Here is a 13,620-nt window from a genome sequence, read left to right as displayed (position 1 = left end):
AAGCACCCCGTTACCACAACTCTTCTTCCTGCCATTGTAGGTTATATAAAAGAAGGGGAAGTCTGACGGTTGGACTACCCAATACAAATGCGGTTACTATCACTGCTGCGCAAGTTACAAGCCAAATCCAGTTTACGGATTATGCAAATATCGTGTTCACAGTTGATACGGGAACAGCTCCGTCCAATTTATTGTATCCAGGAGCACCATTTACCTTCCAACAAAATGCAGCGATTCCAACTACCTCTCCTGTTTATAGCGGGGGAGCAATTGAAAGTTGTGCGGCTAGTCCTACACTCCCATCTGGACTCAGTTTGAGTAATACCTGTGCGATTAGCGGAACCCCAACGGCAACTCAGGATAGGAAAAATTATACAGTCACAGCTACGAATGCGAAAGGATCAACCCAGACAACGATTTCTATAATAGTAAGCTACCGAACAGATTGGAGTGCGATCCAGTCGATTCTGCAGGCACAGGCAGCCCTTGGCAGGAGCGGAGCGGAAACAGCAGATACATCTACTATAACCGGATTGACTGGAGGCGGTGGTAAATGGCAAGGGGGAGTGCTTGCACCCAATGGAAAAATCTATGGAATTCCAGCGAATTCAAGCAGTGTATTGATCATTGATCCGACTACCAATACAGCAGACACATCTACTATAACCGGATTAACTGGTGGTTGGGTCGGAGGCGTGCTTGCACCCAATGGAAAAATCTATGGTATCCCTCAGAATTCAACCAGTGTGTTGATCATAGATCCGACTACCAATACAGCAGACACAACTACAATCACCGGATTGACAGGGACTGGTCTTAAATGGAATGGAGGCGTGCTTGCACCCAATGGAAAAATTTATGGTATCCCCCGTGATTCTACTAAAGTATTGATTATAGATCCTACTACCAATACAGCAGATACAACTACGATTGCAGGATTGAGAGGAACTATTGATAAATGGGTAGGCGGAGTTCTTGCTCCCAATGGAAAAATATATGGTATTCCCATTAGTATAACCAGTGTCCTAATCATAGATCCGACTACCAATACAGCAAATACAACAACGATTACCGGATTGACTGGAGGTGGTTGGGCTGAAGGAGTGCTTGCTCCTAATGGAAAAATCTATGGTTTATCATCCACTGTATTGATCATAGATCCGAAATGCAAATACAGCCAACACAACTACGATCACTGGATTGCCTGTAGGTGGTTGGGCTGGAGGAGTTCTTGCGCCCAACAGTAAAATCTATGGAATTCCCTTTGGGGTATCCAGCGTATTGATCCTGGATACCAAGTCCATTGGCTCCTGGCCGAGTGATCTGTATCTGTCTCCTTTTTTCAATAAGCTTTGAGAGACTTGAATCTGATTTCTGATGACTCGGAAATTTTACTCCGCTTCGTTTAAAATAACATACTGATACTGAGTATAAATACGGGCAAACATTGGTAGGAATACTTGTTGACATTAAGAATAGTAGTTACTTAGCATGGAAAAAACTAAACTTTCAATAGGCATACCATGATTAAACTGCTCATTCTATCCCTTTTCCCATTCCTTCTTTCTTGTGGCAAGATTGCCGAGGAAAGCAACAATTCAGTATTCCAAAATATAAGCCTGATGTTATTTCGAAATAGCAAACTTACCGTTTCAGGGACGGCAGTGAAGGGAATTGTGAAGAATGGTATTGTGGTAGTAAATCCTCTGAATGCAGACGGGACTTGTAATACGGCAAAAGTCTTAGCTTCGGGAACAACGGACAGCAATGGGGATTATTCTCTTACCTACTTAAAAACAGGTTCTTTTATCTGTGTTACAGTTTCGGGTGAATCGGGGGGAAATACCAAGATGTATGATGAGAAGGAAAACGCTGATATTTCTCTGGCGCCGAGCTCAAATTTCAAACTAGTCACTGTAATTCCAGAAGGCAAATTTGCCAATAACGCCCGAAAGAATCAATTGGCATCCCCGTTTTCGAGCTTGGTTTCAAGAAGACTGCAAGCTCTTGCAAAACAATCAGGAGCAAATGCCGACTTAGTAGCACTAAATAGAAAAGCGAGTAAGGAAGTAGTCATTCGGTTTGGATTAAGCTCCGGTCTGTCATCTGTATCGGGTAGAGCTACAACGACTTCCTTGAATGACAACGATTATCCAGAGCTAGATGATCTTGCCGTGGATTTTAAAAATCCAAGTGATACCCTCACCGCCAAGAATCTAGCCATTATGGCTGGTATTTTTATTTAGCCAACAAGACAAAAGCTGGAAACGAAGACTACGCCCGATGATATTGCAACAGTAATTAACGCTTTTGCTACTGATTTTGAAGATGGGCTATTTGACGGAAAGGGCAGTGATGGTAAAGCGATCACGATGGGCACCGGAGCAAGTCAAATCACATTGCCAAGCACCCCTTAACGACGACTCTTCTTCCTGCAATCGTGAGTTATATAAAAGAAGGGGAAGTCTGACGGTTGGACTACCCAATACAAATGCGGTTACTATCACTGCTGCGCAAGTCACCAACCAAATCCAGTTTACGGATTATGCAAATATCGTGTTCACCGTTGATACGGGAACAGCTCCGTCCAATTTAACCTATCCAGGAGCACCATTTACCTTCCAACAAAATGCAGCGATTCCAACTACCTCTCCTGTTTATAGCGGAGGAGCAATTGAAAGTTGTGCGGCAAGTCCTACACTCCCAACTGGACTCAGTTTGAGTAATAGTTGTGCGATCAGCGGAGCCCCAACGGCAACTCAGGATAGGAAGAATTATACAATCACAGCTACAAACGCGAAAGGATCAACCCAGACAACGATTTCTATTCTTGTAAGTTACTTTCAAATGAATTGGAATATAATCCAGTCGATTCTACAAGCACAGGCAAGTCTTGGTAAGAGCGCAACGGAAACAGCAAACACAACTACGATTACCGGGTTGGGTGGAACTAATAAATGGTCAGGAGGAGTGCTCGCCCCAATGGAAAGATTTATGGAATTCCGTATGATGCAACTTCTGGATTAATTATTGATCCCACTGCGAATACAGCAGATACTACTACAATTACAGGATTGACTGGAATTGGTAAATGGTATGGGGGAGTTCTTGCTCCCAATGGAAAAATTTATTGCATTCCCTTCGATGCAACCAGTGTCTTAATCATAGATCCGACCACCAATACTGCAAATACAACTACGATAACCGGATTGACCGGAAGTGCTAAATGGACAGGTGGAGTGCTTGCTCCCAATGGAAAGATTTATGGAATTGCTAGGAATGCAGCCAATGTGCTGATCATAGATCCGACTACCAATACAGCAGATACGACTACGATTACCGGATTGGGTGGAACTGCTGGTAAATGGGTAGGAGGAGTTCTTGCACCCAATGGAAAAATCTATGGAATTCCCTTGGATTCAACTAATGTATTGATCATAGATCCGACAGCCAATACGGCAGATACAACTACGATTACCGGATTGGCTGGAACTGCTAAATGGTGGGGCGGAGTTGTTGCACCCAATGGAAAAATCTATGGAATTCCCTTGAGTGCAACCAGTGTCTTAATCATTGATCCAACTACTAATACAGCAGATACAACTACGATTACCGGATTGGCTGGAACTTTTAAAGGGGCAGGAGGAGTTCTTGCACCCAATGGGAAAATTTATGGAATTAGTTATGATTCAACTACTGGATTAATCATTGATCCAACTACCAATACAGCAGACACGACTACGATTACCGGATTGACTGGAACTGCTAAATGGGCAGGCGGAGTGCTTGCCCCAATGGAAAAATCTATGGAATTCCTGGGGTGCAACCTACTGCATTGATCCTTGATCCCAAGTCCATTGGCTCTTGGCCGAGTGACTTGTATCTGTCTCCTTTTTCAATAATTTTTGAGAACTCTGAATCTGATTTCTGATGACTCGGAATTTTTACTCCGCTTCGTTCTGATTACTGACTGATACTGAGTATAAATACTGGTGCATATTAATGGGAGATACTTGTTGACTATTTGATTAGTCGTTACTCAGTATGCAAGAAACTACATTTTCAATAGGCATTCCGTGATTAAACTACTTATACTATCCATTTTCCCAATCCTTCTTTCTTGCGGCAAGATTGCCGAGGAAAGCAACAATTCAGTATTCCAAAACATAAGCCTGATGTTATTTCGAAATAGCAAACTTACCGTTTCAGGGACGGCTGTGAAAGGAATTGTGAAGAATGGTATTGTAGTAGTAAACCCTCTGAATGCAGACGGGACATGTAATACTGCAAAAGTCTTATCTTCGGGAACCACGGACGGTAACGGGGATTATTCTCTGACCTATTTCAAAACAGGCTCTTTTGCCTGTCTAACAATCCTTGGCGATCCAAGCGGAAATACAAAGATGTTCGATGAGAAGGAAAATGCAGATATTGCGCTGGCATCGAGTTCTAGTTTTAAACTAGTGAAGATAATCGACGAAAGTAAGATTACAAATAACAACCAAAAGATAATAGCCTCTCCGTTTTCTACAATGCATTCAAGAAGATTGCAAGCGCTTATGAAACAATCCGGCTCGACAGATATGGCAGCTCTGAACAAGAAGGCGAGCAAGGAAGTAGTCATACGATTTGGACTTAGCTCTGGACTTTCTTCTGCTTCCGCGAGAGCTACTACGACTTCCTTGAATGACAAAGATTACCCAGAGCTAGACGATCTTGCACTAGACTTGAAAAATCCAAGCGATCTTTTAACAGCCAAAAATTTATCTGTGATGGCAGGGATTTCTTACCTAGCCAATAAGACAAAAGCTGGAACAAAGACCACTCCCGAGGACATCAATTCTGTTATCAATGCCTTTGCTACCGATTTCGAAGATGGAATATTTGATGGAAAAGGAAGTGATGGAAATGCAATAAAAATAGGAACTGGAGCAAGCCAAATCATCTTCTCAAGCACACCTTTGACTACAACTCTTCTTCCTGCTATCACAAGCTATATCCAAGAAGGGGGAAGTCTTAGCGCAGGTATTCTAGGAACCTCACCCGCAACCATCACCACTGCTCAGGTCACAAGCCAGATGCAGTTTTTGGATAATACTGCTATTATAGTAGATACGCCAACCACAACAACGACTACTACCACTCCAGCCGTCCCTGGGGTCTACTTGGACAGCCCGAACTCTACCGAGTTCTCAGGTATGGAGGTCAGTCACCTATGCAAACGGAGTTTTTGTTGCTGTGGGCAATGGCACAGCAGTAGCAACTTCACCAGACGGGATTACTTGGACAGATCGAACAATGCCAAGTTCTGCTCTTTGGTGGTCAGTCACCTATGGAAATGGCGTTTTTGTGGCAGTAGCAGGTGGAACTTCTTTAAGCACTGCTGCAGCTACTTCCCCGGACGGGATCACATGGACATCCCGAACTTTGCCGAATTCGCTCTATTGGAACTCGGTTACATTTGGGAATGGAGTTTTTGTAGCAGTGGCTACTCTCAACTCTGTTGCCGCCACCTCGCCTGACGGAATTACATGGACTGCCCGAGTCTTACCAAGTTCGACTACTTGGTTTTCAGTGAGCTTCGGGAATGGAGGTTTTGTGGCAGTGTCCGGTGGAAATGCTGTTAGCACAATAGCCGCCACCTCGCCTGACGGGATCACATGGACAGCTCGAACTTTGCCGGTTTCTACAACTTGGACTCCAGTCACCTATGGGAATGGAATTTTTGTGATAGTAGCTAAAAACACCAACATAGCCGCCACATCTCCAGATGGGATCACATGGACAGCGCGAACCCTGCCGAGTTCTTCTCCTTGGGTTTCGCTCAAATATGGGAATGGAATTTTTGTGGCAGTATCAGGTGCAACTGTTTCAAGCGATGTAGCCGCCACCTCACCTGACGGAATCACATGGACTGCGCGAACCCTGCCGAGCACTTCACCTTGGGTTTCAGTCACCTACGCGAATGGCATTTTTGTGGCAGTTTCAGGCGGAACTACTGTAAGCACCGCAGCGGCAACGTCTCCTTAGTTCTGAGACTGGGACTAAATTAAGAAATTAAACGGTTTATACTTGCAGCTTGCAATTGTTTTGTGCTATGCAAGGTAGCTTGATTATTTAAAGTGGCTCTTGAACTATAAATTTGGAGAAAATAAAAATGGAAAAAGTTCTAACAGACGTAGTAAATGCAGGTATCGCTTTATTTAAAACAGGAGAAGAAGTTCTTAAAAACTCTCTAGTAGATTTCGAATCTAAATTCAATGAAATCAAACAAAAAGGAGAGCTTGATCAATCCGAGCAATCTGTTCAAGTAAGAGACCTACTTAACAAAACCATCAAAGACACAAAAGATGTTCTAGACAATGCTAACGCTAGTTACCAAGACATCGTTTCTAAAGCACAAGCAAACTTTGAAGGTATCTACAACCAAGTTGATTCTGCACTACCAGAACAAGTTAAGACACAAGCTAAAGCTGCTCTTGACGAGTTAAAAGCTGTAATCGAAAAATACAAACCTGCTGCAAAATAATCGGTTCGTAAATTTGATTTCAATGCCGGTAAGTTTTCTCCGGCATTTTCTTTTTTTAAATAACCCACAATCAAAATGAGTCATAAAAGGGAAAAACTTGTATTATTCCTGACCGTTTTCATTGACATGATGGGTTTTTCTGTTATTTTCCCCATCTTCCCTGAAACTCTCCGCTTCTTTTTAGCAAGAGAAACAGACCCCGTTCTACAATTCTTTCTCAGTCTAATTCATTTATTCGAGTCTAGTAACGAGAACAAACTCTTCATCGTTCTATTTGGTGGAGTAGTAGGGAGCATTTATTCTATCTTACAATTCTTCTTTGCTCCGATTTGGGGCAGAATGTCAGACCGCGTTGGTCGTAAACCCGCGCTAATCTTAACCTCGACGGGAAATTTCCTCGGTTACTTAGTATGGTTTTTTTCCGGTAGCTTTACTCTTTTCGTAATTTCTAGACTCATCACAGGTTGCATGGGGGGAAATATTTCCGTAGCCTCCGCGGCGATGGCAGATGTGACCGCCGAAAAAGACCGCGCCAAAGGAATGGGAATGATAGGGGCGGGGATTGGTCTTGGATTTATGTTCGGACCTCCCCTCGGAGGAATCCTATCTTCCTACGATATTACAGCAAGCTTTCCCGCTTTGACCGCCTACGGGGTGACTGTTTTTTCTTCGTCTGCTTTGCTTTCGGTGTTGATTGCACTTGTAAATTTAATTCTAGTAATATTTGTATTTAGAGAGACATTTAATCCGCAGACCTCAGAAGTCAGAAAGGAACTGCATCCAATCCTAGGACTTAGAAAGACCACCGTAACCGAGCTTCCGCTTCTATGTCTAATCTACCTCATCTTCTCGCTATCTTTCTCCGGCTTTGAGTTTTGTATCAATTTCTTCTTGTTTGATGTATTAAACTTCAATCCAAGAGAAATCGGTTATACCTTTGTGTATTTGGGCTCTATCATCATCCTTGTCCAGGGCGGTATCATTCGCCGCATATCGGGCAAAGTGGCAGAAAAGAAAATTGCATTTATCGGTGCTCTGTCTCTTTTCGTAGGTCTATGTGCTTTGAGCTTTTCTAGAACCATTGGTCTTACCATTCTTTCTCTGGGCTTTATTTCCCTCGGAAGCGCTTTTTTAAATCCGGGGCTTTCTTCTCTAGCCTCTCTCTTCTCCTCCGCCCAAGATCAGGGCAAAAACCTGGGAATCATGCGCGGCTTCGGTGCCTTAGCCCGCGGCGTCTCGCCTATCTCTTTTGCTCTTCTCTATTTTTCCTTCGGTGCCTTCACCACCTTCGCCGTCTCGGCATTTCTCATTCTGATTGTCATTGGTTTAATTACTCGGATTAAACCGAGGGTTTAAGATTGCCAGAGAGGCACGGAGACTCCTATGTCTCATACCTCGGTTTTGGAGGGCGCAAAAGCCTTGACGAGAGAGGTGGATTTAAATTACCGTATAGGTAAGATTAAAAAAGAGCGAAAATTAACCTTAAACGAGGGACAAAAATGCGAAAGAGATATATAATTTTTCTATTAATGGGAATGATGCTTTGGTCAAAAGTTTCGACTATCGCTAATTCAAGTAAAAAGGCTTTAAAAGTAGACAACGAATTCATCCAGACCCTAAACGACAAACAGGGCAAGTGGCTAATCCCAAGAGAAATGCCAGGAAGCGTAGAATCCTATTTGAGAGAGATAGATTCAAACATGGAAGAGCTTCGTGCTAGCAATCAATTGACTTCCTCTGAGCCAATTCCAATGACTAGACCATTGTTTTTCCCTTACGGCGAAAAATACAGTAAGAGCCTTCTTATTCAGGGGAAAGGAAGAGAGATTATTCAATCCGATTACCGTGAATTGATCTGGCCTGTAGGCACTCCGAATTCCAAAATATCATCCAAGCTCGGACTCAGAAGAACTTTAATGCATACTGGAATTGACATTGCCTGTCCAAACCGTTCCCCAGTGCTTGCGGCTAATGATGGTATAATCCTGTTTGCTCGAAGCCAGGGAAATTACGGACTTTCAATTACAATTCAACATAATATAAATCAGATTCAAACTCTTTATGCGCATAATTCTATTTTGCTTGTGAAAGAAGGGGATACAGTTTCGAAAGGACAGATCATTGCGTTCTCAGGAAGCACCGGTCATTCCACAGGTCCACACTTGCACTTTGAAGTAAGATACCAAAGTGTAATTTTAAACCCTGAACATTACTTTCCAAATGAAAACGATAAATTAGCAGTTTTAAAAGAAGTAGATTTATAAGGACTGACTATCAGTAAACCCATTTCGACATTTCCGCTTAGAAATTGGACAAGAGAAAATCATGCAAGCTTAGTCTGGGAAATATGCAAATCTCCCGGACTAGCAGCCTTTGATTTTGATAATACATTAATTAAAAATGACTTTGGTGAGACAGTCATGAATGCACTCATCGCTGACGGACTCAAATCGCTAAAGGTAAATTTTCTAGATTTCTTTCACGACAAAACAAAAGCAGAAAGAGTCTGGAAGTTGAGAGAGAAAAATCCTACTCTACTCAATGAATTTGTCTGGAAGGAATACTCTGACAAAATGAAAGCGGAAGGCGTGGAGAGTGCTTATCGCTGGTCATCCTTTTTGTTTTCAGGTTGGACTGAAAAGAAAATTCGTAGCTTCGCCAAGAAAGTCTGGAAGGCAGAACTCAAACGCAAGGATAATACAAGCGTTAGTCCCTACAAAGAAATGATTGGGCTAGTTAAGTTTATGTTAGAAAAGCAATGGAAGATTTTTATCGTTACCGCCTCACCGGAAACTATTATACGAGAAGTAAGTCCAGTCTTCTCAATCCCACCGGAAAATGTAATTGGTATGAGTCTTTTAGAAAAAGAAGGAATTTCTACCGTAGAAATCGTCGAGCCTTACACCTATGGAGAGGGCAAAGTCAAAGCTTTGTGGGAAAGAGTAGGGGCAAATGCTGATTTGGCGTTTGGAGATTCAGAGAATGACTTTCCTCTCCTCAAATCTGCCACTCGGTTCGGAGTTTTAATTGACAAAGGAAACTCAGAATTAGCCGATAAATGTAGAAGTATTAATTGCCTGATCCAGCCAGTATTTAGATGAAACCACAAATGTCACACTCGAAAAGGGGTCTCAAGAATGACAGATTCCCGACTAGATCCCCGATAAAAGATTTCGGGGACAGGTTTCGGGAATGACAGATTGGATTGACCGTATTTTATTAAACCATGAGTATATTATATATCATATCAGTCCCTATCGGAAATGAGCGCGATATTGCTATGAATGCAATCGAGAAATTGCAGCAGGCAGATTTAATCATTGGGGAAGAGCACAAAGAAACTTCCAAACTTTTAAAGCTAAATGGAATTGATAAAGAATTTGAATTACTAAATGAGCATTCCGATGATTCGGAAATGAATCGTCTTTTGGGTTTACTGAAAGAGAGTTATTTGACTTGCTTGATTTCAGATGCCGGAACTCCGGGAATAGAAGATCCGGGAAGTGGACTTGTCAATCTTGCTGTAAGAAATGGAATAGAAGTAAAAATTGTCCCCGGAGCCAGTGCGCTTACTTGTGCGTTGGCGCTCTGTGGATTTAGAATTTCACCGTTTACGTTTATTGGGTTTTTAAATCGAGAAGAAGAGAAACGAAAGATAGAGATTAACCGTTATTTGTCGCTTGGACATACTCTCGTAATGTATGAGACTCCCTATCGGTATAAAAAAGTAATTCAAGAAATTGCGAAGTATTCCAAAAAAACCATCGCATTTTCTTGGGGTCTAAACCTAACGGCAGATGATGAAATTCAATACAGAGGAACGCTTAAGGACATTCTAAAAGAGTTAGAAAAATTTCCTAAAGCGCCCCCTGTAATTGTGATTGAGTGTTAGCTCCGGCAGATTCGCAATAAGCTTTCATATCTTCTCGACAAGCGGTGCAGGTTTCGCCTGCATTCAAATCCTTGGCGATTCGCTCGTAAGAACAGCTAGTATTTAGGGCGAGCTTGACTATTTGATCAAAAGGGACACGGGCACAATGACATTTTTCCATATGAATACGTTATTGAGACTTGTTCTCATTGTAAAGCGTTTTTTTAAGGTCTTCTTCAAAATATTTATCCTAAACAAAGTAGTTGTATTTCCACTTTTAAAATAAAACCTGAGAGTATATTGAAAGTCTTTGCAGCATTTCGGTTTAGAAACTATAGACTCTGGTTCGTCGGTCAACTTGCTTCCCTCATCGGGACGTGGATGCAAGTTACAGCCCAAGGGTATCTAGTCTTTGAGCTTACCCATTCGCCCGTTTTTTTGGGATATGTTGGTTTTGCTTCGGGTGCTCCTTCGCTTCTAACTCTTGTCGGCGGTGTTGTTTCAGATCGTTTTCCTCGAAAAACAATTTTAATCATTACCCAAGTTGTGATGATGCTACTTGCATTCATTCTAGCTCTACTCACATTTACTGGAACAATTAGTTCCTGGCATATTGTGGTAATGGCATTTGCCCTTGGAATTGCGAATGCATTTGATGCGCCGGCTAGACAGTCCATTGTAATCGATTTTGTGGACAGAGAGCATTTAACCAATGCAATCGCGTTGAATTCGTCCATGTTTAATGCAGCCAGGGCGGTTGGTCCTGCTATTGCCGGTATCACATACTCTCAATTAGGCGCTGCTTGGTGTTTTTTATTGAATGGTTTTTCTTTTTTGGCGGTGATTATTGCGCTTACGATGATTCGAATTCCGAAGCAAAAAGAAAAGCCTGTTCGTCTTTCTGCCTACACGGATATTAAAGAAGGAATTCTGTTTTCGTTTCGTAATCCGCTAATTCGAATTCTATTACTCATTATTTTTGTTTCGAGTGTATTTGGACTTGGTTATATAACGCTTTTGCCTGCCTGGGCTGTAAACATTTTGAAAGGCGATGCAACTACAGTCGGCTTTATGCAGGCAAGTCAGGGCTTAGGCTCGTTAGCCGGTGCGCTCACAATCGCCGCTCTCGGAGACTTTCGTTTTAAAGGAAAGTTTTTTATGATCGGACTTTTTTCCTTTCCCTGTATGCTATTTTTCTTTTCTTATGTTCGGTGGTTGCCTCTTGTGCTCGTCGGTCTTTTCATTGGCGGATTTGGTTTTATGATCGTCTTTAATCTGGCAAATGCAATGCTACAAATGGTTATTCCAAACGAACTTCGCGGGCGGGTAATGAGCGTTTATACTCTTGGCTTTTTAGGCGCTCTTCCTATTGGAGCCATCTTTATCGGAGCCTTAGCTGAATATACCAGTGAGCCTACTTCGATTTTTATTTCAGCTTCTTTCATGTCCATCTTCGTTCTTTGGATATGGATATTTCATTCACAAACTATAAACATGGAAAAGTAAACTCATAAAATTCTATTCGATGGATATGATTTTTTTTCCGAGCAAGAAGTTAGGTTTAAAGACTTCAGATTTGATTCAAGTGATCCCGAAAAAGCAGTAAAGGCATTTCTAGACGAATCCTTTTATGATATCGAAACTCTTTCGGATATCATTCCCATTCACTTCGAATAAGGTATTCATTGATTCTATCGACACTAAGAACCTGTCTACAATCATCATCAGTTCGATTGATGGACTCATCCTTTACCACGCGCTTTTTAAACCTCGAAAAGAATTGTCGGATAATAAGGAGTAGTCACCCGTGACGCTAGTAAAAAAACTTTCCACGGCTAATGGCAGCATAGCAACAAGTATACCCAAAGATTCATTCTCAAATATTGAATTCGAACCAACAGGAAAATATTCTATATGCATATCACCTTCTCGACCAAAGATGACTCGTTTTCCGGCGAGGTAGGCGATATAATAGACGCAATCCGCTCTTCTAAAACCCTTCCGGATAAAACCATTTCAATATATTTATATTCTCGTCACGCGGATAATTGTGAGAAAGCTCAGGAATTTCTTTATATATGATTTTTGCTCCTGCATTTTTAAGGGCGGAAGCGGCTAATCTGGCACTAGCCACTGGAAACATCCAATCCCGACCACCATGGACTTGGTAAATAGGAAGGTCTTTTACTGGCGCAGCAATCGTTCCCGTGCTACGGTTGAGGAGAACATGCACAGCCGCTGCTACCGGCGCATAGTGGGTAAAGGGTGATTGGTGTGCAATCGAAAGAAGCATTGAATACGTTCCTCCATCCGAGAGACCTGTAAGTAAAATATGATTTGTATCAATATTCCATTTTGTGGAAATTTCTGTGAGCATTTTGTTTAATCGATTTGCATCTGTTGCAATGGAATGAAGTGACCAAGTTCTATCTATTGAAGTTGGTGCAGCTAGTATAAATCCAAACGTCCGTGCATCGTAAAGCCAACTCCAAAGAAAATCTGCCCCGTGACCTGACCCGCCGTGAAGAGCAACTACAAGCGGATACTTAGTATTATTCTTATAGTATTCAGGGATATATAACGAATAGCCTCCATGCTCTCCTCGTTTGTTGTTTACTTCTATTATACCTTTCTCCATTGCATTTGAATCATTCTGATTAGCAATTTCCAAGTTACTGATTCGAGCTAAGAGTTCTTTATTCTCTTTTTGTGATGGATGCAGGAAATGTTTACTGATTTCTTGGAAGCGTCCTGAGAGCGTGTAAAGAATTTCCTCTGAGCGATGCATCGGACGAAAAGATTGGTATGCCTTCAGTATTTCATGTGGTCTGATTCGTGCTGTTTCAAAACGCGCCACTGCTTGGAGTGCCTGAGAAGCTGCTTGTGTCAGCACATACTCTGTAGAATTTATTTCCAAAGAAAAAGTAGGCTCTAACTCATTTAAAGATTTTTTCAACTCTTCTGCTTTTACAATCAATGTATCTGCATAAGTATTAATTTTTGCTGGGTCGAGTCTGTCTCCCATTTCACCAAATGCAATTAGCATATTGGAAAGGTTTTTCCAGACTTCGTGAATATGGGATGGTAGTTTTTCATACATGATAGATTTTTTCCTAAGAACAAAATTACGGAAATCATTTCCTTGAACACAACATTTTAGAACTTCAAGCAAAACTCTTTTTCCCGAAAACCAAACTAGATTTCCTTTTTGCAACGCATA

General features: G+C 41.8%; 13 protein-coding genes and 2 pseudogenes (2 of these 15 only partly in view). 14 read left to right on the top strand and 1 reads right to left on the bottom strand.

The features are described 5' to 3' along the window. Positions 1–40 carry the 3' portion of a hypothetical protein gene (locus tag IPH52_19775; GenBank protein ID MBK7057242.1) on the top strand. Its footprint begins 881 nt before the window's first position, so 40 of the gene's 921 nt are visible here — the last part of the coding sequence; its start codon lies beyond the left edge, outside the window; its stop codon occupies positions 38–40. Beyond that, a protein-coding gene (locus tag IPH52_19770; protein ID MBK7057241.1) for a putative Ig domain-containing protein crosses the window boundary here: on the top strand, positions 1–1,247 show its 3' portion. The gene continues 49 nt to the left of window position 1, outside the view; 1,247 of the gene's 1,296 nt are visible here — the last part of the coding sequence; the start codon falls outside the window, past its left edge; the stop codon is at positions 1,245–1,247. The genes IPH52_19775 and IPH52_19770 overlap by 89 nt, the downstream gene beginning before the upstream one ends. A 276-nt stretch (positions 1,248–1,523) precedes the next feature. Beyond that, on the top strand, positions 1,524–2,246 hold the full coding sequence (locus tag IPH52_19765; protein ID MBK7057240.1) for a hypothetical protein: 723 nt from the start codon (positions 1,524–1,526) through the stop codon (positions 2,244–2,246). Positions 2,247–2,328: 82 nt separating this feature from the next. Next, positions 2,329–2,805 (top strand): annotated as a pseudogene (locus IPH52_19760) (putative Ig domain-containing protein). A gap of 42 nt (positions 2,806–2,847) precedes the next feature. Then, positions 2,848–3,931: pseudogene (locus tag IPH52_19755) on the top strand (hypothetical protein). A 145-nt stretch (positions 3,932–4,076) separates the two neighbouring features. After that, a complete protein-coding gene (locus IPH52_19750; GenBank protein MBK7057239.1) occupies positions 4,077–5,522 on the top strand; it encodes a hypothetical protein in 1,446 nt (481 codons plus the stop codon). Beyond that, entirely contained in the window at positions 5,485–6,030 is a 546-nt protein-coding gene (locus IPH52_19745; protein ID MBK7057238.1) for a hypothetical protein, read from the top strand. The genes IPH52_19750 and IPH52_19745 overlap by 38 nt, the downstream gene beginning before the upstream one ends. A gap of 127 nt (positions 6,031–6,157) precedes the next feature. Beyond that, on the top strand, positions 6,158–6,529 hold the full coding sequence (locus IPH52_19740) for a hypothetical protein (protein ID MBK7057237.1): 372 nt from the start codon (positions 6,158–6,160) through the stop codon (positions 6,527–6,529). A 75-nt stretch (positions 6,530–6,604) separates the two neighbouring features. After that, positions 6,605–7,885: an MFS transporter gene (locus tag IPH52_19735; GenBank protein ID MBK7057236.1), complete on the top strand. Its 1,281-nt coding sequence runs from the start codon at positions 6,605–6,607 to the stop codon at positions 7,883–7,885. 143 nt (positions 7,886–8,028) lie between these two features. Next, entirely contained in the window at positions 8,029–8,793 is a 765-nt protein-coding gene (locus IPH52_19730; GenBank protein MBK7057235.1) for a M23 family metallopeptidase, read from the top strand. Between the two features lie 3 nt (positions 8,794–8,796). Further along, complete coding sequence (locus IPH52_19725; protein MBK7057234.1) at positions 8,797–9,630, top strand: haloacid dehalogenase-like hydrolase; 834 nt, start codon at positions 8,797–8,799, stop codon at positions 9,628–9,630. 125 nt (positions 9,631–9,755) lie between these two features. After that, a complete protein-coding gene (locus IPH52_19720) occupies positions 9,756–10,421 on the top strand; it encodes a 16S rRNA methyltransferase (GenBank protein MBK7057233.1) in 666 nt (221 codons plus the stop codon). A gap of 279 nt (positions 10,422–10,700) precedes the next feature. Next, on the top strand, positions 10,701–11,906 hold the full coding sequence (locus IPH52_19715; protein MBK7057232.1) for an MFS transporter: 1,206 nt from the start codon (positions 10,701–10,703) through the stop codon (positions 11,904–11,906). A gap of 124 nt (positions 11,907–12,030) precedes the next feature. Further along, positions 12,031–12,201 carry a hypothetical protein gene (locus IPH52_19710; protein ID MBK7057231.1) on the top strand — a complete coding sequence of 57 codons (171 nt, stop codon included), beginning with the start codon at positions 12,031–12,033 and terminating at the stop codon, positions 12,199–12,201. 189 nt (positions 12,202–12,390) lie between these two features. On the opposite strand, the gene IPH52_19705 is transcribed toward IPH52_19710, so the two are convergent. After that, positions 12,391–13,500 (bottom strand): phospholipase, encoded by a 1,110-nt coding sequence (locus IPH52_19705; GenBank protein ID MBK7057230.1) that lies wholly within the window; start codon positions 13,498–13,500, stop codon positions 12,391–12,393. Positions 13,501–13,620: the final 120 nt, after the last annotated feature.

It is taken from the genome of Leptospiraceae bacterium (assembly GCA_016708435.1).
In the GTDB taxonomy this organism is placed as follows: Bacteria; Spirochaetota; Leptospiria; order Leptospirales; family Leptospiraceae; genus UBA2033.
This window is presented reverse-complemented; position numbering and strand designations above follow the sequence as displayed.